Source organism: Bacillus sp. BS3(2021), assembly GCF_021043345.1.
Taxonomy (GTDB): Bacteria; Bacillota; Bacilli; order Bacillales; family Bacillaceae; genus Bacillus; species Bacillus paralicheniformis.
In genome coordinates this window covers 876,886-902,790 of sequence record NZ_JAJNDM010000001.1, presented here as the reverse complement: position 1 = coordinate 902,790, position 25,905 = coordinate 876,886, and the positions used below count along the sequence as shown (strand labels likewise).

Here is a 25,905-nt window from a genome sequence, read left to right as displayed (position 1 = left end):
TCCTTAAAGCCCGATAATACCGGACAATCTTAAATTCGATCAATTACTAAATTAGTATATCCACAGATAGGTTCAAAGTCTAGTTTTTTCATATTTTTGCATATTTTTTCTTCTGAAGGAATGATGGGAAAATAAAAAAGCGGAGGATTCCCCCGCCTTTTTATCCATTTACGACCAGCCGACAGCGTTAGCAAACAGCAGGAAAAGCACGGCCGCTCCCATCCAGAGGCAAAACAGCGGAAGGATGAATCGCAGCCACTTGTTCCAGGCAATCCGGCTGATCGCAAGCGTCGCCATAAAGTAACCCGATGTCGGAAAGACGATGTTTGAAAAACCGTCGCCGAATTGGAAAGCCAGAATTGCCGTCTGCCGCGTAATTCCGACAATATCAGCCAAAGGCGCCATAATCGGCATCATTATTAAAGCCTGTCCGCTTCCGCTTGGAACAAAAAAGTTAAACAGCATCTGTGTGAAAAGCATCGCCGTAACGGTTAAATAAGAAGGAAGCTGTGAGACCGCATGAGACAAGCCGTAAACAATCGTATCCATGATCTGTCCGTCGGCCATAACGACCGCAGCAGCTCTTGCAATGCCGCAAATCATCGCCCCGACGAGCACTTCTTTAAAGCCCTCATTAAAGGACTCGGCAATGTCTCTCGAGCTCATGCCGGCAATGTAAGCAGGAATGATGCCGAGCGCGAGGAAATAGCCCGCCATTGTCAGCATATCCCACCTGAAATAAATGACACAGCCAATCAAGCCGGCAAACAACCCAAGCGCCGCGATACCGGCCCATTTCACCCGTCTGCCTGCTTTAAAAGCAGGCACCGCTTCTACTGCTTCTTTCCCCGTCAGGCTTTTTTCAGGATGCGCCCTGACCTTTTCCGCATATTTGAGCACATATACAGCGGCAATCGCCGTAATGACAACAAAGATGACCGCCCTGTACCCCATCCCTGAATAAAGCGGGAGACCGGAAATCATTTGTGAGGTTCCTACGGTAAAAGGGTTTGTCAAAGCGCTCGTAAAGCCGGCGATCGTCCCGCACAACGCAATTGCTGCTGCTGTCATCCGGTCATATCCGAAAGACAGCAGCAGAGGAAGAATGACAGGGACGTAAACGATGGAAAGCTCAGGCGTCCCGATAAAACAGGAAATGCCGGAAAAAACGAATATTAAGACAGGTGTAACGAAAACCGGTTTGTTCCTGAACTGATCCGCCAGCAGACGGACACCGAGCTCAATGACAGACGCTTTCCGCAGAACGGCAAAAGCGCCGCCAATCACAAATGTAAACACGATAATCGGAGCCGCTTCTGTCATCCCTTTCGGAACAGCCGTAAGCAACCCCAAGATATCAACCGGCGTCTGTTCGATCCGTTTGTAGGACGCCGGATCAATCATTTCCCTGCCGTCCGGACTCTCCACCCGTTCATATTCGCCCGCCGGAATCACATATGTCATAAGCGCCATTAGACCAATCATGACAGCCAGAATGACATAAATATGCGGAAATTCCTTTTTGCGTTTTTCATTCTTGTTCACGTCTTCTGTTTTGTAAGCCGGCATTCCCATTTTCGATCATCCCCTTTTCCATGTTAACTTTTTTAACATATTAAATGATTACAGCATTAATCGCATTGAAAAACCCTCTAAATTTCAGCATGTTTTCAGTTAAAATACCTAAATCTACACGGCCAATCCAGAAAATCGTCATATTTTCTATCAAGCATTAAGCCGACAATCTCGACTGTTCCTTTTCTGCATTTTCATGTAAAGTCATAAGAAAGATCAGCATGTAAAGGAGAGAGTTCACATTGCAACAGTGGATTAAAGAAGTCGCAAGAGGAAAAAGGGGCGCCCGCGATTTAACTTATGAAGAGGCCAAACAGGCTGCAGAAGCGATCGTTACGGGAAATGCCAGCCCCGTCCAGACCGCCGCATTCTTAATAGCGGAGCGGATGAAAACAGAGTCCCCTGAGGAATTGCTCGCGTTTACCGAAGCATTGCGGAACAGCTCGAAAACATTGAACCTTTCCAAAGCTGTAAAAGATGCGGTCATCGATTTTGCGGGACCTTACACAGGAAGACATTCTTTTTTAGCAACCATTCCTGTCTCGCTCCTTCTCGCAGGAAACGGAGTCCCCGTGTTTCTCCACGGCAGTGATGCATTGCCGCCCAAATATGGAACGAGTGTAAAAAATGTCCTGGGCAAACTCGGAATCCCCTCTGAGACTGATCCTGCGCAAACGGCACACTCACTGGAAGAGGCCTCAATCGGATTCGCATCCGCCGAAACATTTTGCAAACCGTTTGTTCGCATGAGGAAAATTCGTGAAGAGATCGGCGTCCGCACCGTGCTGAATACAGCTGAAAAACTGGTCAACTTCTCTGATGCCGACAAGCTCATGATGGGCGCGTTTCACCGGACGGCCATTCAGAAAATGCATCCCGTTTTTCAGCACTTGACGTACAAAGAAGTGTTCATTGTCCAGGGGGTGGAAGGCTCGGAAGACGTACCGGTCCACAGAGGCAGCTTTGTGTTTACGATAAAAAACGGCGTGATCGATTCCTTTATATTAAAGCCGGAAAAATTCGGACTTTACGCAGATGAAGCAAAGCTCAACAAACCGCTGTCTGCTGAGGAACAGGCGGAAAAAATAACGGCCGTTCTCGCCGGAGATGAATCGGCCGATACCGAATACGAAAGAAAACAAGTCATCATGAATACCGCATTGCGCTATTATTTGTTCGGACACTGCGCGGCCATTGAAGAAGGCGTCCGAACGGCGGAAAAACAGCTGAAAGAAAAAGCCGGCCTGGAAGCCCTCGAGAGGTGGAAAGCTTCATTTACAAGACCGTAAGAAAACCGTAACCAAAATGATATTTCCTTTTCATGAAAAGATTGGATAATGGAAGAAATGAAAAGGAGGGAATCGAAAGATGAACCGAAAGTGTCTCATACCGTTTATTTTGATGCTGTCAGCGATGTGCGCGCCCACCCAAAACGCAGAAGCCTTCCAGTTGTTTTCCTTACACGTCCAGCCCCATCAGTCCTCGGCTCCGGCGGATTACTATGAACAGGCGCAAGGCAAAACAGGCGAAGCTTTAAAACAAGCGCTTCACGACACAATCGACGATCATAGAGAGCTTTCTTACAGCGAGGTATGGGAAGCGCTGAAAGCAACGGACGAAGATCCGGCCAATCGAAATAACGTGATTCTCTTATATTCCAGAGAGTCGCGCTCTAAACAGGCGAACGGGGGGCAAACTGGCGATTGGAACCGCGAGCACGTATGGGCAAAATCGCACGGTGATTTCGGAACAAGCAAAGGACCCGGAACAGATTTGCATCATCTCAGGCCCAGCGATGTGCAAGTAAACGCCGCCCGCGGAAACCTTGATTTCGACGAAGGCGGCAGCCCCTATCCCGGTTCTCCCGGAAACCGCTATGACGGCGATTCCTGGGAACCTGACAAAAGCATTAAAGGCGATGTCGCCAGAATGATTTTCTATATGGCGGTCCGCTATGAAGGGGACGACGGCCAGCCGGATCTTGAAATGAACGACACAACGAACAACGGATCTAAACCGTACCATGGAAAAATGTCGGTTTTATTGAAATGGCACCATGAAGATCCTGTCGATGCCCTTGAAAGAAAGCGGAACGACATCATCTATCAGCAATACCAGCATAACCGCAATCCATTCATTGATCACCCTGAATGGGCGGAGGATATTTGGGGCTCAGGCGTTTTGAATTGAACAAAAAAAGCGCCTGCCCGGCGCTCTTTTTTTAAACCTCTCTTTTTTTGTTCAGCACACCGATTTTAGGGCCAGTTCAAATTCATGGTATCCCGCGCGCCTGCAAATATTGGATTCAAACGCTTGTCAAAACGTCTCCTTCTTCAGCATGTCGAGAATGTCAAACAGCGTATGTTTGATGACAAATTTGCGATACTCAGCGGAACCCTGCGCATCGTCCAAAACAGGGCCGGGAAAGCGGCTGATCGCCTTTTCCACCCTTTGATCTACAGGGAGCGATTCGTCATTCAACGCAGATTCCACTTCTGATGAACGAAACGGAAAAGGGCAGACACCGCTAAATGCACAGCGGACGCGTCCGTCTATTTCAAGAGCTGAAATCGTCGCCAAAGGATATCCCGTATCCCATTGCTGCCTCACTTTTATGCTTGCAAAAGGCTGATGAAGATAGCGTTCTTCAATCAAAAGGAAAATGAGGATTTCTCCCTTGTTCAGCTTCAGCTGCTGATCGAATACGTCGTGAATCAAATAGCGCTTTTCCCCCTTGTCTCCGATCGTCACCACTTTGCTGTCGGTTAATAAAAAAGGCAGCACTGCTTCGCGGTAAAAGATCTGCCCGCAAATATTGCCGCCAAGCGTAATCTTATTGCGCGCCGTATGGTCGGCCACTTCCCTTACCGCTTTGCTCAACAATGGAAAGCCGCCGTTTTCTGTGATCTCTGTCAATGTTAATGCTGAGCCTAAAGCGAGGTGGCGCCGTTCAAATTGCAGAGTTCTGCACTCAGGTATGTCTTTAATATCGATAACGGCATTTGGATGAATCACCCTCAGCCGTCCTGGTATTAAATGTTCTGTTCCGCCGGAAAAATAAGCCGGCTTTTTCCCCTTGCGCTCCAAGCTTTGAAAGAGCTTTACCGCTTCCTGCGCAGATTGGGGCCTGTAATACTCAAAGTCAAACTGGATCATGGCGACCCTCCTTTTACTTTCCAAATTTGTTCGGGAATCAGAGGCGGCCGATTGAACCGAACACCTGCCGTTCAAAAAAACCGGCATGCACTACGAAGAAAGTCAGATGGTTTTCTCAAAATTTTCCTCCATGGATTTATATTGAAAAATTTTCTATTTTAAAACTGTAAACAAGAAAAAAGTTCACTCTAGCTTCGAGTGAACTTTTTTTTGCAACATGATTCAACTTTCAAGCGCGCCGGCCGGATCATATAAAGCGATATCAAGCTCAGGCTCTTCTCCCAAGGCGAGCCTTGCCAATTCCGCGCCAAGGTAAGGACCTGACGTGAGCCCTGAAGCGCCAAGGCCGTTGGCAACAAGCAGCCCGCAAATGTTCGGCAATGAGCCGATCACGGGGAGAAAGCCTGGTGTAAACGGCCTGAATCCTACACGCGTCTCAAGCAGCTCACTCAATTCCAAACCCGGCGCAACAGCAAGCGCCTTTGAGAAAATTTCGTGAAGGCCGCCAGCCGTTACCCGAAGATCATCAAGCTCCGCTTCATTTTCGTGAGTAGCGCCGGCAACGATCCGGCCGTCTTCAAATGCCAATATGTATTGGTCATTCGGAGGCATCACAACAGGCCAGCTGCCGGTATCCGCATCCGGAAGACGAAGATGAACAATCTGCGCTTTTTGGTGGCTGACTGAAAAACGCACGCCGAGCGGCTTCAAAAGCTCGTCCGCCCAAGCGCCCGCTGTGACCAGCACCTGATCAGCGTATATTTTTTTGTCCGCTGTGGAGATCCCTGTTACCCGGTTTCCTTCATAGAGCAATGAAGCGTTTCCGGCAACAACTGAAGCTCCGTATTTCTGTGCGGCATTCACAAGTGAGCGGCGGAGCAAATTTCCGTTTACGCGCGCGGCGCCGCTGATATGAACCGAGCCGTACCCCTCTGCCAAAGGCGGAAATAAACGCTTCGTTTCCTCATGGGATAAACGGGTGATCTCGCCGATTTCAGGGGCATCCTTGCGCCTGAGATGCGCCCGTTCTTCCATTTTCTCCAGCTTTCGCTCGTCTGTATGCAAGCTGATAGCGCCTGTCCGTTTATACCCCGTATCCGATTCTCCGTCAGCTTCAAGCTGCTTGATTAAATCGGCGTAGTACGCCGCTCCGCCTTTTGCAAGCTTGTACCATGCCTGGTTTCTGCGCTGCGAAAGCCAGGGGCAGACGATACCCGCCGCGGCATCTGTAGCCCTTCCCCGCTCTCCGCGGTCAATCAAGGTCACTTCCGCGCCCTTTTTTGCAAGATGATAAGCGGCAGAAGCGCCGAGGACGCCCGCTCCGACTACAATAAAAGATTTCATGATTAACACCTTTTTCATTTCTGTTTATTTACAAATATAACGGATCACATCGATGGAACACAACCTAACCAACGGCTACCGATATCACGCCAAGCACCATAAAGACAGCCGCGACAATTCTAAGCCGTCCGAAACCTTCAGACAAAAGAACCGCCCCCATCACCGTTCCGATTAAAATGCTGATTTCCCGAACCGGTGCCACATAGCTGACCGGAGCAAATACCATGACACTCAGCGCCAAAATATAAGCCAAAGAGTTAAAAACCCCCACCCCGACAGCTTCCATCCGGTGATGCTTCCACTCAAAGCGGACTTCGCTCCAGCTTTTCGCGGCAAAAGGAGTCAATATGATCAGACGGCCGAGCGTATTGCAATAATCAAGCAGCAACGGCGGAATGAGAAACCGGCTGACCGCTGCTTTATCAAGGAGGGTATATGCGGCAATAATACCGCCGACCGCCAGCCCGTAAAGAACCGGTGTGAGCGAGCCTGATTCTTTTAACCGCTTGACTCCCCCTGTGAAAAAAAGAATGCTGATCACAATCAAAAGAATCCCTGTTATTGCGGGCAGCGTCAATGACTCGCCAAAAAAGGCGACCGCCAGCACGCAGGTGAGCAGCGGGCCAGTTCCTCTCGCAATAGGGTAGACGAGGGAAAGGTCGCCCTTTTTGTACCCTTTTTGAAGAACAAGAAAAAAGCCCAAGTGTGCAAGGATGCTCGCCATGATAATGGCAAGCTGCCAGATGCCGATCTCAGGCTTTTCATATATGACAACACCTATGGCCAACGGCGTGTAGACAACGGCTGCAATCGCTGTGAACAGCCAGATAAATGGAACGCCTCCATCGGCTTTTTTTGAAAGGTAGTTCCATGATGCATGGATAAATGCAGAACATAATAATACACAAAAACCCACGGCAGTCATTACACAGCCCTCCGTTCATCATAATGGAGCTCAATGTTTGATGACAATGTAGCGCTTCAATTCCCCATGCCATTTCTTTCCTTTAACAGCATCCACCCAGACGTCATACTTGCCCGGTTTCAGCTTTTTCGTCGGGAAGCTCACCCGAAAATGAGATTTTCCGCGTGTTAAATGAACATCTCGATAGATTAGGACAGTTCCTTTTTTATTGATCAGCCGGACAGCGATCATCGTTCCCGTAACAGGACTTTTTCCAGTGACAACGATCGAAGTGGCTGATTTCGTATATGTATTGGCATCCGTCCTGAATTTCACCGCGCCTTTGGAAGGCATAGCAAAGGCTTCTGTACTCCCGGCAAATGCGGCCAGCAAGAAAACAGCGGCTGTCAACACAGCCTTTTTCAACATTTTCACTGGTCATATCCTTTCTTATACAGTATGAATGTCACATGCTATACCCTTCATTATACATGACAATATGATCTAATAAAGATATTTTACAAGAAGATCCTGTTCTTCTTTTAATGGACAAATACTGTATAAGTGGGTGAAAGGGGATGATTTAAATGTATGAAGCTAAGGTGAAAAGATTAAGACAGGTATACAAATTGTTGATGAAGATGGGTATTTTCATGATGATCTTTTTCTCGCAGGCAGCCTTGTGGAAATACTCGTCGATCGAATAGCAGCCCGACTCTTAACAGGACGGGAAATCTAAGCTGGCAGAGCATATGGAGACAAAAACCTGCCAAGTCTTTTCTTCTTCATGAAATCTCCCGTCTTAACCATTTTCTAATCATTATGCATTCCCCAATCGTAAAGCCAATGATAAAGGCCGCGCAAACTGAGGAGTAATCCGGCTTTTCCATTGACACCTCGCAAATTGCGAATCCGGCCCCCACTCCCAAAAGAATAAACAGATAAGATACGATTCTCGATTTTAAATAGTTTGCCATAGATCGACCTATCTTTCTATGCTGTACTTAAAGTTAAACTCAAGCAACTTACCTTATTCAAAATTTGAGGTTTTATAACGCCCTGAGTATAATGCTTTTGGGGCCAATACTTAATCCTGTAAGATGCTTTAACTACCCCTAAAACAATTTAGTTTACATGTAGAAAAGCACTCCTTTGGATTTGTCTTCTCGCTTTAACTGTTATCCGGTAGAATTCCACTGCATCTCGAATTTTTTCTTTTTTCTCTAGAAGCTCTGCTGCTATAAGACCGTATTCCTCCATGTCTGCATACTTGCCTTTACTTTCGAAAAACTTGAACGATTCTCGAACCATATCTAGATCAAATGAAAGATAAAGCCCTTTTATTAAGTCAAACTTCGCAAGCATATCTAAATTCTTGTTCCTTTCAGCCAATTCTTTGCCTTCAAAGTATAAATCATCAGTTATTGACAACTTCCCTTGCTTTGCCCTGACATGCGCGAGGTTGAATAATGTTTTAGGCAAAAAATTAAGATTCTCCTCTTTATATAAGTTCAGGGCCTTTTGAAAATGATCGGTTGCCCTATCGAGTTCTTCCAGTTGGTTACAACATATTCCGATGTTTAAATGCGATGAACCCATAAGGTGTTGAATGCTTTGTTTCTGTGACTCTTCAAGTGCTTTATTTAAATTATGTAGAGCTTTTTCAGGATACATTAGATCTAACCAGTTACCCGCAATGATAAACTGACTTTGCACTCGACGCTCACCGTAAGTTTCGTACTTTTTGTATATGTTATACGCACGACTTGCGTAATTCATTGAAAAGAACGTTTGCTTCATATGGTAATACACTTCAGATGCTTTAAAGTAAAATTCAGCTTTTTCCAGTTCATCACAATCAAAAGAATCTAGTTTTTTCTCGGCATCCCTATAAAAATTCAACGCAAGTATTAATTCTTTTTGTCTGAAATGATACATCCCAGCAAAAAAATGATAATAATACTCCAACATCCCTTCCAGATTATTCTGATCACGAATCTTTTTAAACTCATCAAATCGACTAATTAAATTCACGCCGGGAGTAGAATACATATAATCAAGTTGAAGATTGTGCCGAAATAACAGTAAGTTATAATAAACAAGCACATCCTGGTTTTCTTCCATTTGTTCTAATTCTCTTTCAACTTCTTTCCTAGTATCTTCTGCCTTGCCAGGCCAATTGTTTTTTAAAGCGGTGTACCAAAAGTTCATTTTTGTTGCAACTAAATCATAGGGTATTACGCTCACTTATCCTCTTCCCCTCACTCAGAATATTAATTTTCAGAAAAAACAAAGACACTTTAAATTCCTTTTTCTTCTTGGTAATCATTTTACATAATAGGTCAATTTTTCACAATGACATTTTTAAAAATTTCAAATAATTAGGGGTTTTTTGACCTACCATTATAAATCATTTTCGATGATTGGTTTTCTCTCCTTTTTTCGATGAATCTGAAAAAGATGGTTGTAGCAATTAAAGATCTGTTTGTTGATAAAATTAAAAGACGGAAGAACAAAAAAGTAAATAAAAAAGCCGCAGTTACAATCTCCATGCCTCTAGGCAATAGATTATATCCGCGGGACATAAACAATTAAAATGATGCGTCTCATCAAATTGAAATCAGATATAGCCGATAGATCCTTCCACCTTGATTTTTAAAAAAGCGCTTTAATCCTTAATGAAAGTCTTCTTTAATAAAAAAGTTCAAACCGCATGACACAAAGGTTCAATAGATATGAATTCACAGAATTTCAACTTTGTGTCTTATTGCTTTAACGCATCTTATAGATTAAGTAGACACCTTCCCAATAACTTCTGTAATTAACCACAAATATTAGTCGCTCTGCTAATTAAGCTCCAAATCCGCGGAATAATTTGGTTTATCTTATTATAATCCGGACCTGCGACAACCACAATTTCATAAAATCGATATTGATCAATTCTTAAATGCATAATCACAACTGTGTGATCATCGGTTAAGCAGGTAACTGCACGGGCATGATTCACTACATTTGAGTAGTAATACCTTAACTCATTTGCTATGCATTCCTTGTGTCGTGCAATGTCTGAATAACTGTTGATGTTGGCTGAATAATTGACCGATGGATAAGCCATTTAATTTTCCCCCTCAGAAAATTTCCGAAAGTTATTATTTTCCAGTCATCAATTATATGCCTACTGCAAGTTAATTGTTACTTCTAAGAAATAAGTTATTCTCCCTGTTGTTGAATAAAAAAAGCAGGGTTTCCCCTGCCAATCCCCACTGCTGTAGAGAGATCAAACAAATACTTAGAAAAAAAGAAGAAGACGAACTTCAAAAGTTCGCCTCAACATTTTTTATATATTAACCAATAGACCCTTCCATCTCAAACTTGATCAAACGGTTCATCTCAACCGCGTATTCCATCGGCAGTTCTTTTGTGAACGGCTCGATGAAGCCCATGACGATCATTTCTGTTGCTTCTTCTTCAGAAATGCCGCGGCTCATCAAGTAGAAGAGCTGCTCTTCAGATACTTTTGATACTTTCGCTTCGTGCTCCAATGAAATGTTGTCGTTCAAAATTTCATTGTATGGGATTGTATCAGAAGTTGATTTGTTATCCATGATCAGCGTGTCGCATTCGATGTTTGAGCGGGCGCCTTCGGCTTTGCGTCCGAAGTGGACGATTCCGCGGTATGTGACTTTTCCGCCTTGTTTTGAGATCGATTTTGAAACGATTGTAGATGACGTATTTGGTGCAAGGTGAATCATTTTCGCACCGGCATCCTGATGCTGTCCTTTTCCTGCGAGAGCGATAGAAAGCGTCATGCCACGCGCGCCTTCGCCTTTCAGGATAACGGCAGGATATTTCATTGTCAGCTTGGAGCCGATGTTTCCGTCGATCCATTCCATTGTCGCGTTTTCTTCACAGACCGCACGCTTTGTCACAAGGTTGAAGACGTTGTTCGCCCAGTTTTGAATCGTTGTATAACGGCAGTAGCCGCCTTTTTTAACGATGATCTCAACAACCGCGCTGTGAAGGGAGTTTGTTGTATAAACAGGTGCTGTACATCCCTCTACATAGTGAACGTGAGCGCCTTCGTCGACGATGATCAGCGTCCGTTCGAACTGTCCCATATTTTCTGAGTTGATGCGGAAGTATGCTTGCAGCGGAGTATCAACTTTTACGCCTTTTGGCACGTAGATGAATGATCCGCCGGACCATACCGCAGAGTTCAAGGCCGCAAACTTGTTGTCAGTCGGCGGAATGACTTTTGCCCAATGCTCGCGGAAAATGTCTTCATTTTCTTTGAGGGCGCTGTCTGTGTCTTTAAAGACGATCCCTTGAGACTCAAGATCTTCTTTCATGTTATGGTAAACGACTTCTGACTCATACTGCGCAGATACACCGGCCAAATATTTTTGCTCAGCTTCAGGAATTCCAAGCTTGTCAAATGTTTGTTTGATTTCCTCAGGAACTTCATCCCATGATCTTTCTGAACGCTCAGAAGGCTTTACATAGTACGTGATTTCATCAAAATTCAATGAGTTTAAATCTCCGCCCCATTGCGGCATTGGCATATTGTAGAAGTGTTCAAGAGATTTCAGGCGAAAGTCGAGCATCCACTCCGGCTCTTCTTTCATGCGTGAAATTTCTTCAACGATTTCTTTTGTCAATCCCCGCTCTGAACGGAAAATGGAAACGTCTTTGTCGGCAAAACCGTATTTATATTCGCCGATATCCGGCATTTTCTTAGCCATCCATTTTCACTCCAATCTTTATTCGTTATCGCTGTTTTCTTTGGAAACGCCTTTTTCAAGGGCTTTCCATGACAATGTTGCACATTTAATCCGGGCCGGAAATTTTGAAACGCCTTGCAGGGCTTCAATATCGCCTAAATCGATCGAATCGTCGTAGTCTTTGCCCTGCATCATATCTGAAAAGATCTGTGACATCTGAAGGGCGGTCTCCACGTCTTTCCCTTTGATCGCCTGTGTCATCATGGACGCAGAGGCCATTGAGATTGAGCATCCTTCGCCTTCAAATTTTGCATCTTCTACTTTACCGTCTGTTATCTTCATCGTCAGTCTGATTCGGTCACCGCATGTCGGGTTGTTCATATCAACAACGATGCTGTCATTTAAAACCCCTTTGTTTCTCGGGTTTTTGTAGTGATCCATTATCACCTGGCGATACAGTGTATCCAAGTTCACATTAAAAGACATTTGTGAAATACTCCTTTGTCTTCTGAAGAGCTTCAATCAGTTTGTCGATGTCTTCTTCCGTATTATACAGATAAAAGCTTGCTCTTGCAGTGGCGGAAACGTTCAGCCATTTCATCAAAGGCTGTGCGCAGTGATGACCGGCTCTGACGGCGACCCCTTCTGCATCAAGCACGGTTGCCACATCGTGCGGATGAACGTCTTCAAGGTTGAATGTCACGAGTCCTGCACGTTCGGCCGGACCATAGACAGTCGCGCCTTCAAGCTCTTTAAAGCGCTCCAGGGCGTAGGCCGCCAAACGGTGTTCATGCGCCAATATTTCGTCAAGTCCGATGTCTTCAAGGAAGTCAATCGCCGCTCCCAATCCGATCGCACCGGCAATGATCGGTGTGCCGGCTTCGAATTTCCAAGGCAGCTCCTTCCAAGTCGATTCGTAAAGACCGACAAAATCGATCATTTCTCCGCCGAATTCTGCGGGTTCCATGTTTTCAAGCAGTGCTCTTTTTCCATACAATACCCCGACCCCGGTCGGACCACACATTTTGTGGGCTGAAAACGTGTAGAAATCGCAGTCCAAATCCTGGACGTCAATTTTCATGTGAGGCGTGCTTTGCGCACCGTCTACGATCATGACCGCGCCGTTGTCATGCGCGATTTTGGCTATTTCCTTAATCGGGTTGATCGTACCGAGAACGTTTGAAACATGCGCAGCCGAGACGATTTTTGTATTTTCCGTCACCGTTTCCCTGACATCGTCCAAGGAAATGGTTCCGTCTTCCTGAAGCGGAATGTACTTCAGCGTGGCGCCGGTTGCTTTGACAGCCTGCTGCCACGGAATAATATTCGCATGGTGCTCCATCGGTGTAATGACGATTTCATCACCAGGCTTGAGGTTTGCGCGGGCATAGCTGAGCGCAACCATATTCAGGGCCGTTGTCGTACCCCTTGTAAAAATAATTTCCTGCATCGACTTCGCGTTTATAAACTTCCTGACCTTCTCACGAGCTCCTTCATATCCATCCGTTGCTTTCGTTCCTAATGTATGAACGCCGCGATGGACATTGGAATTGTAAGAGTTGTAATACTCATCAAGCGTCTCGATGACAACGCGCGGCTTCTGCGAGGTTGCCGCGCTGTCCAAATAAACGAGATCGTGTCCGTTGACCTGTTGGCTGAGAATCGGAAACTGTTCGCGAATATCTTTGGCATTCATTATTTTACTTTCCTTTCAATCACAGAGACCAGCTGCTTCTTCACGCCTTCGATCGGAAGTTCATTGACAACCGGTGCGAGGAAGCCGTAAATGACGAGGCGCTCTGCTTCTTCTTTTGGAATTCCGCGGCTCATCAAATAGTAAAGCTGAACCGGATCGACGCGGCCTACGGATGCAGCGTGCCCTGCCGTTACATCGTCTTCATCGATTAACAGGATCGGGTTGGCGTCGCCGCGCGCTTTTTCACTCAGCATAAGAACGCGTGATTCCTGCTCTGCATTTGATTTTGACGCGCCGTGCTCGATTTTTCCGATGCCGTTGAAGATCGAAGATGCGGAATCTTTCATAACGCCGTGTTTTAAAATATAGCCTTCTGAATGCTTTCCGTGATGAATGATTTGCGTTGTAAAGTTTTGAGTCTGTTCTCCTCTGCCGACGACAACCGTTTTCGTATCGCCGAATGTGCCGTCTCCATGCAGATTTGTCGTGTTTTCAGAAACGGTGTCTCCGTCATTCATTAAACCGAGCGCCCATTCAATTTTGCTGTCGCGTCCGAGTGCAGTTCCGCGGCGGCTGACATAAGCCGTCACCCCTGCGGAAAGGTTGTCGACCGCACCGTATTGCACGCGGGCATTCGCGCCTGTGATCACTTCTGACACGATGTTAAAGACCGCTTCCTTAGGGTTCACAGTGCTGATGTAGTTTTCTACATATGTGACTGCACTGTTGTCATCAGCAACGACAAGTACATGGTTGAAAAGCGTTGTATCATTGCTTTCGTGGACATAAACAGCTTGCACCGGCGCTTCCAGTTCGACGTTTTTCGGAACGTAAAGGAAGGCTCCGCCGTTCAGGAGGGCTGCATGCAATGCCGTTAATTTATGCTCATCGGCTTTTACGCCGTCTTTCATAAAGTATTTTTTGACCAGCTCGCCGTGTTCGCGGAACGCAGTATGAATATCTGTAAAGATGACGCCTTTATCCTGCAGCTCTTTTGAAAGAGAAAGGTAAGCCGGCGTCTGGTCTCTTTGGACATAAAGCGTTTTGTCTTCATTTCCAAGATCGATCAGCGATTTGACCTCATCTGAAAGATCATCCAAAGAATCAAGCGGTTTATTTTCTACAGTATGCTTATCAAACCGTGTAAAATTCCAATTTGTAATTTTCGTTTTATCAGGTTTCGGCAGCGGCAGATCTTCTGCTTTTTCAAGCGCTTCTAAGCGTAGATCTTGCAGCCATGCAGGTTCCTGGTGCTTCTCAGAGAAGCTTTTGACATATTCCCGATCTACAGATAGTTTTGTTTCCAATGTCATGTTTATCCCCCTAACGCTTACGCTTCTTGACCGACAGTTTCGTCTTCGATTCCAAGCTCATGCTTAATCCAGTCATATCCTTCAGCCTCAAGGCGCTGCGCCAGCTCAGGTCCGCCGGATTTCACAACGCGGCCCTGCATCATGACGTGCACGTGGTCAGGCGTAATGTAGTTCAAGAGGCGCTGATAGTGCGTGATGATCAGGCAGCCGAAGTCCTCGCCGCGCATTTTGTTGATTCCTTTTGAAACGACTTTAAGGGCGTCGATATCCAAACCTGAATCGATTTCGTCAAGAATCGCGATTTTCGGTTCGATCATCATCAGCTGAAGAATTTCGTTGCGTTTTTTCTCACCGCCTGAGAAACCTTCGTTCAAGTAGCGCTGCGCCATATCAGGATCCATTTCAAGAAATTCCATGTTTTCGTCCATTTTGCGGATGAATTTCATTAAAGAAATCTCGTCGCCTTCTTCTCTGCGCGCGTTGATCGCTGAACGGAGAAAATCGGCATTTGTAACACCGCTGATTTCACTCGGATACTGCATAGCCAAAAACAGGCCGGCCTGAGCGCGCTCGTCCACTTCCATTTCCAGAACGTCCTTGCCGTCAAGCGTGATGCTTCCTTTTGTTACTTCGTATTTAGGGTGCCCCATAATCGCCGCGGATAAAGTTGATTTACCCGTTCCGTTCGGTCCCATTACAGCGTGGAATTCCCCGCCTTTTATTTCAAGGTTTACACCTTTTAAAATCTCTTTTCCTTCAATCTCAACGTGAAGATCTTTGATTGTTAATGTCGAAGCAGCCATGAAATATACCTCCAATATATATAATCATCATTCTCAATTTATTCTCATTCTAATTTTATAACAAATGAAAAGTGAATACAACAATAGTCTTCCTATCTTTTCGTGTACATGTTCTCAAGTTTAACAAAAAACGTTTTGTTCTTAAAGAGATTGGGACAAGAAAACTTCCCGGACGAGAGATGTGTACCTTACAATCAACAAGCTATAGAAAAACAGCGGGAATTACGAGCGGGAACGGTTTGATCCCAGGCTGCACGATTCATGACGGGAACAGCGCTCCCCTTCTATTTGGACCGTCACATGCTCCACGTTGCATTCTTTCCTTAGATATTTTGATACTTGTTTTAAGATTCTATCCCTGTCACTGTTTTCGTCTGCCACGATATGGCAGCTTAATGACGGCATGTCAGATGAGATCGACCAAATGTGGAGATCGTGAACCTCTCTGACTGACGGAATGGAAAGCAGGCCGTTTTTAAGCGCTTCCGCATCAATGTCTTTCGGTTTTCCTTCCATTAATATATGCACCGAGTCTTTCGTCACCCGCCACCCGCTGACAAGAACCAAAGCCGCGACGGCGGCGCTTGCGATTGGATCGGCGATATTCCAATTGAAGAAAAGCATGAGGAGGCCTGCGATAATCGCGCCGAAAGATCCCAGCATATCACCGATGACGTGCAAAAATGCGCTGCGCATGTTTAAATTCCCGCTTGTGTCGCCTTTCATTAATATCCAGGCTGCAGCAATGTTGACGAACAAACCAACCGTTGCAATCACCAGCATGCCACTGCCGGCGACTTCCGGCGGGCTGAAAAAGCGGTTGTACGCTTCCCAAAAGATATAAAGTGAAATCAAAAGCAAGGTGATGCCATTGATAAACGCAGCCAAAATTTCAAAGCGCCTGTAGCCGAATGTTTTGCTCACAGTTGCGGCCTTTTCCCCAATTTTAAACGCCAAGAGGCTGAAACCAAGCGCTGCAGCGTCGCTGAGCATATGTCCCGCATCCGACAGCAAAGCGAGGCTGTTCGTCAATATCCCGCCTATCACTTCAATGATCATAAAAGTAAAAATTAAACCGAAGCTGATGTAGAGCGCTTTTTGATTGGCTGATCGGCTGCCATGGTGGCTGTGACCTGTGTGATCGTGAGAATGAGCCATCATAAATCCTCCTTTTAATATATGATCATATATTCATATTTAAATTTTACCTTTTCCTTCACTTATGGTCAAGCGGATTCTAAAGACATATAGAAGGACGGATTGACATCCGCCCCCCTCATTTTATCCGATCATGGGTAAATTTGATACGATCTGCTTGCTTTTTTGATGTTGCTCTTCGCGCCTTTTCTCAACTTCAAGCCGGTTCACATGGCTTCTGCTGTACTCCTCGTACCCCATTCCATGCGACTTGTGCATCGCTTTTTCCATTTCGGCCGTGAATTCAAGGTCAAGCTGATCTTGGCTTGAACAAATAATGAATCATCCTTTCAGAGATTTTCTTTCATAGTACCAGTTATATACAAACTCTTCAAAGATGTGTGTGCTTTCAATATGCTTTCACGAATGAAAAATCAATGCTTCATTTGCTGGAATTCTTCCATCGCCTGCAGAACGAGCGTGACAGCTTGGCTCATGGCCGCGCCCCCGCCAAATGCCGCAGTTACGCCGACCGCTTCAAGAATTTCTTCCTCCGACGCTCCGCAATCCAGGCAGCCCTTGATATGATAAATAATGCAATATTCATCCTGTGTATTAACACTGATGCCCAGTGCGATCAGCTGCTTATCCTTTTCGCTGAGCGCGCCTTTTTTAAAGCATTCCTCTGTAAATTCGTTGTATTTGGCGGCAATTCCGGGCATTTTTTCGGAAAAGATGCCGATCCCTGCTTTATATTCATGCAGTGCGGATTCGATAATGCTTTCTGATTCATGCTGATTCACGTTTTGTTCCTCCATTTTCAGTTGGTAGTCTTTTTTTATTATGAGCCTCTTTTCAAAAAATACGCGAAAAAAACCCCGGTTTTCTCCAAAACCGGGGTGTTCTTTCATTTACTCAGAAACAGAAATGACAGAGCCTTCATATTTTTTGTCGATGAACTTTTTAATGTCCTCAGAGCGCAATACGTCCATCAGAGCTTTCACCTTGTCAGAATCTTCGTCGCCTTTGCGGACGGCGATGATGTTAGCGTAAGGATTGTCTTTTGGAGACTCAAGCTCGATTGAATCAGTTTTCGGATTGAGCTTGTTTTGGATCGCGTAGTTCACATTGATGAACACTGCGTCAGCTTCATTGGCTTCGTATGCTTTTGCCGTCATTTCAGGCGCCACATCATTTTTGATTTTGAGGTTTTTCTTGTTTTCTGTAATATCTTTTACTGTCGCATCCACTTTTTCAATGCCTGATTTCAGCTTGATCAGTCCGGCATTTTCAAGCATTGCAAGCATGCGGCCCTGTTCAGCGGCGTTGTTGCTCATAATAATTTTTGCACCGTCAGGAAGGTCTTTTAAAGATTTATACTTTTTAGAGTAAATGCCGAATGGCTCAAGGTGTACCGCGCCGACGTTAACAAGATCGTAGTCTTTATTTTCTTTCATTTCCTGTTCAAGATACGGGACGTGCTGGAAGTAGTTCGCATCGAGATCTTTCGTTGCAAGCGCCTTGTTGATCAGTTTGTAGTCCGTGAAATTTTTGATTTTAAGCTCATAGCCTTTTTCTTTCAAAAGTGGCTTTGCTTCTTCAAGGATTTCAGCGTGAGGCGTCGGCGTCGCTCCGACTGTGATGACTTTGCTGTCTTTATCCCCTTCGCTGCTGGAAGATCCGCAAGCGGCTAAAACGCCTGCAAAAATGATGAATAAAGCTGTTAATAAACCTTTTTTCATGTTGATGTCCTCCCTAACGTTTGTCTAATTTATTTGTTATAAAATCCCCGATAAACTGGATGATAAACACAATAGCTAAGATGAAAATAGTGGCGATGAGTATAATATCGGGATTGTTCATCTGAAAACCGTTTACATAGGCAAGGTTCCCGAGTCCGCCTGAACCGATTGCTCCGGCCATCGCCGTCGAACCGATCAGTGCAATCGCCGTAACCGTAATGCCAGAGATCAAGGCCGGCATCGATTCGGGCAGGAGCACTTTAAATATGATCGTCGATGTTTTGGCTCCCATCGATTTTGCCGCTTCAATCACGCCCTTATCAACTTCGCGCAAAGCGATTTCAACCAGGCGGGCATAGAACGGAGCGGATGCGATAATCAAAGCCGGAAGTGCGGCGTTCGGCCCCAAGATCGTGTTCATTAAAAACTTTGTGAAACCAAGCAGCAAAATAATCAATATAATAAAAGGAATAGACCTGAACACATTGACGATTGCCGAGATTACACCGTTCACGACTCGATTCTGCCAAATGTTTCCTTTTGAAGTCAGATACAGCAGCATACCGAGAATCACTCCGATGATAAAAGCAAACAATAGGGAAATTCCTGTCATATATATCGTTTCATACGTAGCTTCCCACAGCTGCTCCATATCTACGTTTGGAAACAGTTTTTCAAACATTCGTGATCACCTCTGCTTCTACTTGACGGCTCTTGATGAAATCGACCACATCATTGACCTCGTTTTCATATCCGTCGACATGAATGAACAATGAACCGTATGCGCCGTCCTGAGTTTGCGAGATTTTGCCTTGAAGGATGTTGACTTCAACATCGAACTTCCGAATGATCTGTGTGATCAGCGGCGATTCGGCCGCTTCACCGACGAAGGTGAGCTTGATCGTCCGCCCCGATGTCGTTTCTTCGAGGAAATGCTTCAGCGTTTCCTGTGTTTCCACCGGTTCTGTTACCTGCTGAACAAAGCGCTTTGTCATTTCTTCCTGCGGCTTGAGGAATACGTTCAGCACATCGCCTTCTTCCACGACCTTTCCGTTTTCCATGACGGCCACTCTGTGGCAGATTTTCCTGATGACATGCATTTCATGAGTAATCAGGACAATGGTCAGTCCGAGCCTTTCATTGATATCGGACAGAAGACCCAGGATCGAGTCAGTCGTCTGCGGATCAAGCGCTGATGTCGCTTCATCGCATAAGAGAACTTTCGGATTGTTTGCGAGCGCCCGAGCGATGCCGACGCGCTGCTTTTGGCCTCCGCTAAGCTGTGAAGGGTAGGCATTTTCCTTGCCTTCAAGTCCGACAAGCTTTATCAGTTCAGCGACTCTTTTCAGACGTTTTGCTTTGCTGACACCGGCGATCTCCAGCGGAAACGCAATATTGTCGCGGACCGTTCTTGACCACAATAGGTTGAAGTGCTGGAAAATCATGCTGATTTCCTGCCTTGCATTCCTCAGCTTCTTCCCTTTGATCTCACTGATTGTTCTGCCGGCTACTTCAACCGTGCCTGAAGTCGGCTGTTCAAGTCCGTTCAAAAGACGGATCAAGGAGCTTTTTCCAGCTCCGCTATATCCAATAATTCCGAAGATTTCACCTTTTTTAATCGTAAGGGTGACATCCTGGACAGCATTGACATCTCCATGCTTTGACCGATAAATCTTTGAAACATTTTGAAGATTTATCAAAAGCCATCACCTGCTTTCTTGCTCAATTCTCATAGTTGTCTAAATTCCTGATCAAACAATGAAAAAAGCCTTTCTGCACACATGAGCAGAAAGGCTTTTGAATAGTCTGGGCCTTTCTCTCATCTTTCAAAGCATAACGCTTCGTGTGAATTGGCACCATTTCAACACGTGTTGATGGTTGCCGGGTTTCATAGGGCACTTCCCTCCACCTCTCTGGATAAGAGAATCATATATTTATTTTTTGATTATTATGATCGGAATTCTTAAAGTAGGATATCATGCGAAAAAATAGTTGTCAACTATTTTTCGTAAGACAATCGGCCTACGGCGAAAAGAGACGAACGTAAACGCTCGTCTCTGTCCGACTTATACACGGAATGTGCCGATTTTTCAAATTTTTAAAATGTCTCTGAATAAAGATCGCTGTTTTTAAAAAAGCCGTCTGTCAGCCATAAAATCGCTTCAAGCTTCAATAAAGCTCTGAATGAGCCTTTTACTTGAACAGTGCCGCGCTGTACGAGATGCTGCAATGAAATATCGCCGTGAAGAAGGTCAATAATCTCGCTTTGCTCTCCAAAAAAGGTCAAATGAGCTTTCTCTGCAAGAGAAGATTTTTCCATTTCTCCTTTTTCGTTGATCGCTAACGTAAAAGCTTCTTTCTCGCCTTGAAACGTAATCAGCAAAGCCGTTGTCGATAATAGAGGTTTTAAAAAAAGAGCCTTGTCCTCTCTTTCTATCAATCCCATTTTCTCCAACTGTATAACCTCCTGTAAATTGGTCATACTTACAGATTCTCTGTCTGCCGCAGGAGTTCCTTTAGGAATTGCTCGACAAGTTTTTGCTGGTTATTTCCCGAGAAATATGTCAAAACCGCCCTTAATCCACAACATTTTGTTTAATCGTATCGTATAAGTAGGAAACGGAGTGAAAAGCGTATTCTTTTTTGACGACTTCCCCGTTTTTGTAAAGGATAAAGCATGGAACGCTTTCTATTTCCTGCTGCTTGGCAAATGCCGGGGAATAATTGAGATTGTTTTTATAAAAAGGAATGTCCTTTATCATTTCATCAACGACTTCCAGCATTCTTCCGGCCAGCTGACACGTTCCGCAGAACGGCGTGTATACATATAGAAGACAGGTCTCATGTTCAAGCCGTTTTAGCTCTTTTTCTTGGAGTTCTTGCATCTGTTGAACCGCACCTCAATACATTTTATAATAAATATTTTGTATGTACCCGGATGTTTGAACGAATTAATACTTCTGCAACATGCTGACTCGGGGCGGAAGCGACTTCTTTGTATACCCTATCGATGTATAGATGCGAAGCTTGGGGGAGCTCCCTCGTCAGCTGCCGGCGGAGCTTTTCCCCTGATTCATCGGCATCCACCAGGATATAAACGTCTTTATCAAACAGCGTTTCGGCGAATTCATCGAGTTTTGCCTGGCTGATCGTTCCGTTTGTGCAAATGATATCCACGGGCTCTTCGATGACATGCTTCACTTTTTGCTTATCTGATTTCCCTTCGACGATCATGACTTTTTCATTTTCCGGCATATGGATCACCTTTAAAGATTTACTTGTAAAAAAAGGCAGTGAATATTCACCGCCTGACTTGATTAACACCAGCCTTGGTGGTCATCACAGTCTACATATTTAGCATCCGGACCGCTTACGGTATCCGCCGTTTTGTAAAATCTCTCATCTTGGAATGAATATCCAGATTTCAACTCGTATTGATCCTTTCCGGTCATTCGGCCGATCAGCTCATTCTCATGGTACAGCTGCATTCCGCCGTTTTTTAATCGGCTTTCCACATGTTCTGTAATATCAATACGTTCTTTTTTCAGCGTCAATTTGGACACCCCCTCTTGATATAGAGTATCCAAACGACACATGGCTATCCTGAATAATCCTTAGTCTTCTTTTATCATGTCCTCATATTGCTCGGCTGTCATCAGATTTTCGATTTCAGAAGCATCGGACGGCTCGACGATAATCATCCAAGCCTTTTCATACGGAGACTCGTTGACGAATTCAGGGCTGTCTTCCAGATCTTCGTTCACTTCGACCACTTTTCCGTTGATCGGGGCATACAGCTCAGAAACGGTCTTTACGGATTCAACGCTGCCAAAAGGCTCGTCCGCTTTGATTTCGTCTCCCACTTCAGGAAGCTCGACAAATACGATGTCTCCAAGTTCGGATTGGGCGAAGTCTGTAATGCCGATTCTGACTTTATCTCCTTCTGTTTTCACCCATTCGTGTTCTTCTGAATAACGCAACTCTTTCGGTGTGCTCATGCTAACCCCTCCATAAAGTGTTTTAATCGATCCTACATTGAAGATATCATATTTTGATGGGTTATAACCAGTATGTCTTAAACTGATCTTCTTTAAAACCGACCGTTACTTTACTGCCGTCTGTCGCAATCGGACGTTTGATCAGCATACCGTCCGAAGCCAGCAGTTCCAGCTGCTCATCTTCAGACATGTTTTGCAGCTTGTCTTTTAAGCCGAGTTCACGGTATTTTTGTCCGCTCGTGTTGAAAAACTTCTTCAATTCAAGCCCGCTTTTCTCGTAGAGCTCTTTCAGTTTTTCCTTGCTTGGCGGCTCTTCTGCGATATGTATCCCATTGATTTCTTTGCCATGGTCTTCAAGCCATTTTTTCGCTTTGCGGCATGTCCCGCATTTCGGATACCAGTAAAAATCCAAAGCCATACATACACACCCCTCTCATTTAATCGAGGTAATTTTAACACAGATCGAATGAAAAACCTAAAACCGTGCTCCATTCTATAACAGCTAAAAACCCCGCCTAAGCAGGGCTTTTCGTTTAAACGATATATTTCTCAGCTTCAAAGACTCCCTTGGCTGCCTGGCGCTTTTTCTCAATGACATTGACAGGCGTAAAGCGCGTCAATTTGCGGAGCGCAGACAGCATCATCCGCAGCGAATCACCTGATTCCATCGCAATGAGCGATTCCTTTGCATGGCTTTCAATTTCCAGAAAGGCAACTTGTGCAAAAATCTGCGTATAAAGAATTTTCTGGGCGTTTTTGTCTTCCCCGGTTGCCTTGATGGCTTTTTCTGTACGCAAAATAGCTGCTTCCATGGCGTAGACCTGGCTGACAATGTCGGCGATATTCACGAGGATTTCCTGCTCCTGGTCGAGCGCTTTTCCATATTTTTGCGCGGCGAGTCCCGCGATCATTAGCGCGATTTTTTTGGCGTTTCTCAGCAGATACTTTTCCTGTTCCAAAACGCCGTCACCTGGTTCTTCAGGCATGAGCATCATCAGTTCTTCCTGAAGCGCCTTCGCTTTCTCAAACAGAGGAAGCTCGCCTTTCATCGCTTTTTTCAAGTATGTGCCCGGGACGATGAGACGGTTGATTTCATTTGTGCCTTCAAAAATCCGGTTGATCCGTGAATCGCGGTAAGCCCGCTCCACTTCGTATTCCTGCATGAATCCGTAACCGCCGTGGATTTGGACGCCTTCATCAACAATATAATCAAGCGTTTCAGATCCAAATACTTTGTTAAGGGAGCATTCGATTGCATATTCAGCGATCGATTTCGCGACCTGGCGCCCGTCTTTTTGCTCTTCTTCGCTCAAGGTGCCCATTTTGTCTTCAAACAGCCCGACCGTACGATAAACAGAGCTTTCCATCGCATAAAGTCTGGCTGACATAGTGGCGATTTTTTCCCCGATTAAGCTGAACTTTGAAATCGGCGTCTTAAATTGCTGGCGCTGATTGGCGTATGAAGCGGACAGCTCGATGACCCGTTTGGAAGCGCCGATTGTCCCGACAGCAAGCTTATAGCGGCCGATATTTAAAATATTGAAGGCGATGACATGCCCTTTTCCCGGTTCGCCTAAAAGGTTTTCTTTCGGAACTTGAACCTGGTCTAAGATGAGCGTACGGGTCGAAGAGCCTTTGATGCCCATTTTTTTCTCTTCAGGCCCTGTGGAAACACCTGCGTAATCTTTTTCCACAATGAAGGCCGAAAAATGTTCGCCGTCTATTTTCGCGTAGACGATGAAAACATCGGCAAAAGCTGAGTTTGTAATCCATTGCTTTTCACCGTTTAATATATAGTGGGTTCCCGCCTCATTCAAAACGGCCGTTGTTTTTGCCCCTAATGCATCAGATCCGGAGCCAGGCTCTGTTAAGGCATAGGCTGCAAATTTTTCCCCTGTTGCAAGGGACGGCAGATACTTTTTCTTTTGCTCCTCGGTTCCGAAAAATACGATCGGAAGCGTGCCGATCCCGACGTGCGCCCCGTACGATAATGAAAAGCTTCCCGCTCTTGAGAATTTTTCGGTAATCAGCGCCGAGCTGATTTTATCGAGCCCGAGTCCGCCATACTCTTCAGGAACGTCAGCACCGAGAAGCCCGAGTTCTCCAGCTTTTTTCAGGAGCCTGACAGAGTGATCGAAATTGTGCTCTTCAATTTCGTCGATGTATGGCAAAACATCTCCGAGAATATAATCTTCAGTCGTTTTGGCGATCATTTTATGTTCATCTGTGAAATCTTCCGGTGTAAACAGCTGATCAGCCGTCACCTCTTCGATCAGAAAGGCTCCGCCTTTTTTCATATGGTCTTTTGTTTGTTCCATTGTTCCATCCCCCTTGTGATTAAACTAATTCGAATACCCCTGCTGCTCCCATACCTCCGCCGATACACATTGTTACAACGCCGAATTGCTCGCTTCTCCGCCGCATTTCGTGGATCAATGTCAGCGTGAGCTTTGTGCCCGTGCAGCCGAGCGGATGTCCGAGCGCAATCGCTCCACCGTTGACATTGACTTTTTCTTCATCGATGCCAAGCGACCTGATCACCTGGATCGCTTGTGATGCAAACGCTTCATTTAATTCGAATAAACCGATATCAGAGAGCTCAAGTCCTGCCATCTTCAGCGCCCTTGGAACAGCTTCAACAGGACCGATGCCCATCACCTCCGGCGGAACGCCGCCGACTGCGAACGAACGGAACCTTGCGAGGGGCTTTAACCCAAGCGCATCCGCTTTTTCTCTGTCCATGATCATCACTGCGGCCGCCCCGTCGCTCGTCTGCGATGAATTCCCTGCCGTAACAGAACCGTCCGCCGAAAACGCCGGTTTTAACGTTGACAGAACGTCTTTCGTTGTCCCCGGGCGCACACCTTCATCGGCAGAGAAAGTAAACGTCCGCTCCTTCAGCTTGTGATGGTCATCCACTTCTCTGACGGTGACGTCCACCGGGACGATTTCATCTTCGAACTTTCCTTCCGCGATCGCTTTGGCTGCTTTTTGATGGCTGCTGACGGCAAATGCATCCTGATCATCCCTGGAAACGCCGTATTTAACGGCAACCTGTTCAGCCGTATGGCCCATTCCCATATAATATTCAGGAGCTGTTTCCGCGAGCGCCGCGTTCGGTCTGACGATATGTCCCATCATCGGCACGATGCTCATCGATTCAGCGCCGCCGGCAATGACCGTGTCGGCAGCTCCAAGCATGATTTTTTCGGCCCCGTAAGCGATCGATTGAAGTCCTGAAGAACAATATCTGTTGATTGTAACGGCCGGAACTGTGTGCGGCAGCCCGGCAAGCGCGCCGATATTGCGCGCCATATTCAACCCTTGTTCGGCTTCCGGCGTAGCGCAGCCGATGATTAAATCATCGATATTCCCTTCATAACCACCAGCTCTTTTCAACGTCTCTCTCACTGCATATGCGCCTAAATCATCGGGACGGACAGTCCTCAATGAGCCTTTTTTTGCTTTTCCGATCGGGGTTCTCGCTCCCGATACAATAACTGCCTCTTTCATTAT

27 protein-coding genes and 1 riboswitch are annotated in these 25,905 nt (G+C 45.6%); of the genes, 2 read left to right on the top strand and 25 right to left on the bottom strand.

Annotated elements, in window-relative coordinates; translation table 11 throughout:
• Nucleotides 1–168 precede the first annotated feature (168 nt).
• Entirely contained in the window at nt 169–1,575 is a 1,407-nt protein-coding gene (locus tag LQ247_RS04420; RefSeq protein ID WP_026580077.1) for a YfcC family protein, read from the bottom strand.
• Between the two features lie 242 nt (nt 1,576–1,817).
• Here LQ247_RS04420 and LQ247_RS04415 point away from each other — a divergent pair, with 242 nt between their 5' ends.
• Together LQ247_RS04415 and LQ247_RS04410 are read left to right on the top strand one after the other, a co-directional pair.
• The gene (locus LQ247_RS04415) at nt 1,818–2,864 is read left to right on the top strand and encodes an anthranilate phosphoribosyltransferase (RefSeq protein ID WP_231005610.1); all 1,047 of its coding nucleotides are present in this window, start codon (nt 1,818–1,820) and stop codon (nt 2,862–2,864) included.
• Between the two features lie 79 nt (nt 2,865–2,943).
• Nucleotides 2,944–3,765: an endonuclease I family protein gene (locus LQ247_RS04410; protein ID WP_020452859.1), complete on the top strand. Its 822-nt coding sequence runs from the start codon at nt 2,944–2,946 to the stop codon at nt 3,763–3,765.
• A gap of 126 nt (nt 3,766–3,891) precedes the next feature.
• Here LQ247_RS04410 and LQ247_RS04405 read toward each other — a convergent pair whose 3' ends face one another.
• The 24 genes from LQ247_RS04405 to LQ247_RS04290 all read right to left on the bottom strand — a co-directional run bounded on the left by LQ247_RS04405 (nt 3,892) and on the right by LQ247_RS04290 (nt 25,902).
• On the bottom strand, nt 3,892–4,731 hold the full coding sequence (locus LQ247_RS04405; protein WP_020452860.1) for an FAD binding domain-containing protein: 840 nt from the start codon (nt 4,729–4,731) through the stop codon (nt 3,892–3,894).
• A 222-nt stretch (nt 4,732–4,953) separates the two neighbouring features.
• On the bottom strand, nt 4,954–6,075 hold the full coding sequence (locus LQ247_RS04400) for an NAD(P)/FAD-dependent oxidoreductase (protein WP_197407109.1): 1,122 nt from the start codon (nt 6,073–6,075) through the stop codon (nt 4,954–4,956).
• Nucleotides 6,076–6,139: 64 nt separating this feature from the next.
• A complete protein-coding gene (locus LQ247_RS04395) occupies nt 6,140–7,000 on the bottom strand; it encodes a DMT family transporter (protein ID WP_020452862.1) in 861 nt (286 codons plus the stop codon).
• Nucleotides 7,001–7,030: 30 nt separating this feature from the next.
• Complete coding sequence (locus LQ247_RS04390; RefSeq protein ID WP_023856206.1) at nt 7,031–7,414, bottom strand: hypothetical protein; 384 nt, start codon at nt 7,412–7,414, stop codon at nt 7,031–7,033.
• 690 nt (nt 7,415–8,104) lie between these two features.
• Nucleotides 8,105–9,226: a response regulator aspartate phosphatase gene (locus LQ247_RS04385; protein ID WP_231005609.1), complete on the bottom strand. Its 1,122-nt coding sequence runs from the start codon at nt 9,224–9,226 to the stop codon at nt 8,105–8,107.
• Nucleotides 9,227–9,800: 574 nt separating this feature from the next.
• Nucleotides 9,801–10,094, bottom strand: coding sequence for a hypothetical protein (locus LQ247_RS04380; RefSeq protein ID WP_025809825.1), 294 nt, complete (start codon nt 10,092–10,094; stop codon nt 9,801–9,803).
• A gap of 229 nt (nt 10,095–10,323) precedes the next feature.
• Entirely contained in the window at nt 10,324–11,721 is a 1,398-nt protein-coding gene (gene sufB / locus LQ247_RS04375; protein WP_020452865.1) for a Fe-S cluster assembly protein SufB, read from the bottom strand.
• Between the two features lie 18 nt (nt 11,722–11,739).
• Nucleotides 11,740–12,186: a Fe-S cluster assembly sulfur transfer protein SufU gene (sufU, locus tag LQ247_RS04370; protein WP_020452866.1), complete on the bottom strand. Its 447-nt coding sequence runs from the start codon at nt 12,184–12,186 to the stop codon at nt 11,740–11,742.
• A complete protein-coding gene (gene sufS / locus LQ247_RS04365; protein ID WP_105979838.1) occupies nt 12,176–13,396 on the bottom strand; it encodes a cysteine desulfurase SufS in 1,221 nt (406 codons plus the stop codon). The genes sufU and sufS overlap by 11 nt, the downstream gene beginning before the upstream one ends.
• Entirely contained in the window at nt 13,396–14,709 is a 1,314-nt protein-coding gene (sufD, locus tag LQ247_RS04360; RefSeq protein WP_023856210.1) for a Fe-S cluster assembly protein SufD, read from the bottom strand. Before sufD ends, sufS begins: the two co-directional genes overlap by 1 nt.
• Nucleotides 14,710–14,726: 17 nt before the next feature.
• Nucleotides 14,727–15,512: a Fe-S cluster assembly ATPase SufC gene (gene sufC, locus LQ247_RS04355; RefSeq protein ID WP_020452869.1), complete on the bottom strand. Its 786-nt coding sequence runs from the start codon at nt 15,510–15,512 to the stop codon at nt 14,727–14,729.
• Nucleotides 15,513–15,734: 222 nt separating this feature from the next.
• Nucleotides 15,735–16,670: a cation diffusion facilitator family transporter gene (locus LQ247_RS04350; RefSeq protein ID WP_023856211.1), complete on the bottom strand. Its 936-nt coding sequence runs from the start codon at nt 16,668–16,670 to the stop codon at nt 15,735–15,737.
• 413 nt (nt 16,671–17,083) lie between these two features.
• Entirely contained in the window at nt 17,084–17,467 is a 384-nt protein-coding gene (locus tag LQ247_RS04345; RefSeq protein ID WP_031305044.1) for a carboxymuconolactone decarboxylase family protein, read from the bottom strand.
• A gap of 93 nt (nt 17,468–17,560) precedes the next feature.
• Nucleotides 17,561–18,391, bottom strand: coding sequence for a methionine ABC transporter substrate-binding lipoprotein MetQ (gene metQ / locus LQ247_RS04340; protein ID WP_095292329.1), 831 nt, complete (start codon nt 18,389–18,391; stop codon nt 17,561–17,563).
• Nucleotides 18,392–18,404: 13 nt separating this feature from the next.
• Nucleotides 18,405–19,073: a methionine ABC transporter permease gene (locus tag LQ247_RS04335; RefSeq protein WP_003185053.1), complete on the bottom strand. Its 669-nt coding sequence runs from the start codon at nt 19,071–19,073 to the stop codon at nt 18,405–18,407.
• The gene (metN, locus tag LQ247_RS04330; protein ID WP_023856214.1) at nt 19,066–20,091 is read right to left on the bottom strand and encodes a methionine ABC transporter ATP-binding protein MetN; all 1,026 of its coding nucleotides are present in this window, start codon (nt 20,089–20,091) and stop codon (nt 19,066–19,068) included. The genes LQ247_RS04335 and metN overlap by 8 nt, the downstream gene beginning before the upstream one ends.
• Nucleotides 20,092–20,207: 116 nt before the next feature.
• Nucleotides 20,208–20,315, bottom strand: a riboswitch (SAM riboswitch).
• Between the two features lie 174 nt (nt 20,316–20,489).
• Nucleotides 20,490–20,846: an SCP2 sterol-binding domain-containing protein gene (locus LQ247_RS04325; RefSeq protein ID WP_020452875.1), complete on the bottom strand. Its 357-nt coding sequence runs from the start codon at nt 20,844–20,846 to the stop codon at nt 20,490–20,492.
• A 121-nt stretch (nt 20,847–20,967) separates the two neighbouring features.
• Nucleotides 20,968–21,276: a thioredoxin family protein gene (locus LQ247_RS04320; RefSeq protein ID WP_023856215.1), complete on the bottom strand. Its 309-nt coding sequence runs from the start codon at nt 21,274–21,276 to the stop codon at nt 20,968–20,970.
• A gap of 25 nt (nt 21,277–21,301) precedes the next feature.
• A complete protein-coding gene (locus LQ247_RS04315; protein WP_023856216.1) occupies nt 21,302–21,646 on the bottom strand; it encodes a toprim domain-containing protein in 345 nt (114 codons plus the stop codon).
• Between the two features lie 62 nt (nt 21,647–21,708).
• Complete coding sequence (locus LQ247_RS04310; RefSeq protein WP_020452878.1) at nt 21,709–21,945, bottom strand: YusG family protein; 237 nt, start codon at nt 21,943–21,945, stop codon at nt 21,709–21,711.
• A 60-nt stretch (nt 21,946–22,005) separates the two neighbouring features.
• Nucleotides 22,006–22,389 (bottom strand): glycine cleavage system protein GcvH, encoded by a 384-nt coding sequence (gene gcvH / locus LQ247_RS04305; RefSeq protein WP_020452879.1) that lies wholly within the window; start codon nt 22,387–22,389, stop codon nt 22,006–22,008.
• A 61-nt stretch (nt 22,390–22,450) separates the two neighbouring features.
• Entirely contained in the window at nt 22,451–22,807 is a 357-nt protein-coding gene (locus tag LQ247_RS04300) for an arsenate reductase family protein (RefSeq protein ID WP_020452880.1), read from the bottom strand.
• Nucleotides 22,808–22,922: 115 nt separating this feature from the next.
• On the bottom strand, nt 22,923–24,707 hold the full coding sequence (locus tag LQ247_RS04295; RefSeq protein WP_231005608.1) for an acyl-CoA dehydrogenase family protein: 1,785 nt from the start codon (nt 24,705–24,707) through the stop codon (nt 22,923–22,925).
• A 19-nt stretch (nt 24,708–24,726) separates the two neighbouring features.
• The gene (locus tag LQ247_RS04290) at nt 24,727–25,902 is read right to left on the bottom strand and encodes an acetyl-CoA C-acetyltransferase (protein ID WP_025809838.1); all 1,176 of its coding nucleotides are present in this window, start codon (nt 25,900–25,902) and stop codon (nt 24,727–24,729) included.
• Nucleotides 25,903–25,905 lie beyond the last annotated feature (3 nt).

What these genes read in the sequence shown, in the direction of transcription:
- LQ247_RS04420 (WP_026580077.1), bottom strand. Translation starts at nt 1,575, where the DNA reads ATGGGAATGCCGGCTTACAAAACAGAAGACGTGAACAAGAATGAAAAA.
- LQ247_RS04410 (WP_020452859.1), top strand. Translation starts at nt 2,944, where the DNA reads ATGAACCGAAAGTGTCTCATACCGTTTATTTTGATGCTGTCAGCGATG.
- LQ247_RS04405 (WP_020452860.1), bottom strand. Translation starts at nt 4,731, where the DNA reads ATGATCCAGTTTGACTTTGAGTATTACAGGCCCCAATCTGCGCAGGAA.
- LQ247_RS04400 (WP_197407109.1), bottom strand. Translation starts at nt 6,075, where the DNA reads ATGAAATCTTTTATTGTAGTCGGAGCGGGCGTCCTCGGCGCTTCTGCC.
- LQ247_RS04395 (WP_020452862.1), bottom strand. Translation starts at nt 7,000, where the DNA reads ATGACTGCCGTGGGTTTTTGTGTATTATTATGTTCTGCATTTATCCAT.
- LQ247_RS04380 (WP_025809825.1), bottom strand. Translation starts at nt 10,094, where the DNA reads ATGGCTTATCCATCGGTCAATTATTCAGCCAACATCAACAGTTATTCA.
- sufB (WP_020452865.1), bottom strand. Translation starts at nt 11,721, where the DNA reads ATGGCTAAGAAAATGCCGGATATCGGCGAATATAAATACGGTTTTGCC.
- sufU (WP_020452866.1), bottom strand. Translation starts at nt 12,186, where the DNA reads ATGTCTTTTAATGTGAACTTGGATACACTGTATCGCCAGGTGATAATG.
- sufS (WP_105979838.1), bottom strand. Translation starts at nt 13,396, where the DNA reads ATGAATGCCAAAGATATTCGCGAACAGTTTCCGATTCTCAGCCAACAG.
- sufD (WP_023856210.1), bottom strand. Translation starts at nt 14,709, where the DNA reads ATGACATTGGAAACAAAACTATCTGTAGATCGGGAATATGTCAAAAGC.
- sufC (WP_020452869.1), bottom strand. Translation starts at nt 15,512, where the DNA reads ATGGCTGCTTCGACATTAACAATCAAAGATCTTCACGTTGAGATTGAA.
- LQ247_RS04350 (WP_023856211.1), bottom strand. Translation starts at nt 16,670, where the DNA reads ATGGCTCATTCTCACGATCACACAGGTCACAGCCACCATGGCAGCCGA.
- LQ247_RS04345 (WP_031305044.1), bottom strand. Translation starts at nt 17,467, where the DNA reads ATGGAGGAACAAAACGTGAATCAGCATGAATCAGAAAGCATTATCGAA.
- metQ (WP_095292329.1), bottom strand. Translation starts at nt 18,391, where the DNA reads ATGAAAAAAGGTTTATTAACAGCTTTATTCATCATTTTTGCAGGCGTT.
- LQ247_RS04335 (WP_003185053.1), bottom strand. Translation starts at nt 19,073, where the DNA reads ATGTTTGAAAAACTGTTTCCAAACGTAGATATGGAGCAGCTGTGGGAA.
- LQ247_RS04320 (WP_023856215.1), bottom strand. Translation starts at nt 21,276, where the DNA reads ATGCAAGAACTCCAAGAAAAAGAGCTAAAACGGCTTGAACATGAGACC.
- LQ247_RS04315 (WP_023856216.1), bottom strand. Translation starts at nt 21,646, where the DNA reads ATGCCGGAAAATGAAAAAGTCATGATCGTCGAAGGGAAATCAGATAAG.
- gcvH (WP_020452879.1), bottom strand. Translation starts at nt 22,389, where the DNA reads ATGAGCACACCGAAAGAGTTGCGTTATTCAGAAGAACACGAATGGGTG.
- LQ247_RS04300 (WP_020452880.1), bottom strand. Translation starts at nt 22,807, where the DNA reads ATGGCTTTGGATTTTTACTGGTATCCGAAATGCGGGACATGCCGCAAA.
- LQ247_RS04295 (WP_231005608.1), bottom strand. Translation starts at nt 24,707, where the DNA reads ATGGAACAAACAAAAGACCATATGAAAAAAGGCGGAGCCTTTCTGATC.
- LQ247_RS04290 (WP_025809838.1), bottom strand. Translation starts at nt 25,902, where the DNA reads ATGAAAGAGGCAGTTATTGTATCGGGAGCGAGAACCCCGATCGGAAAA.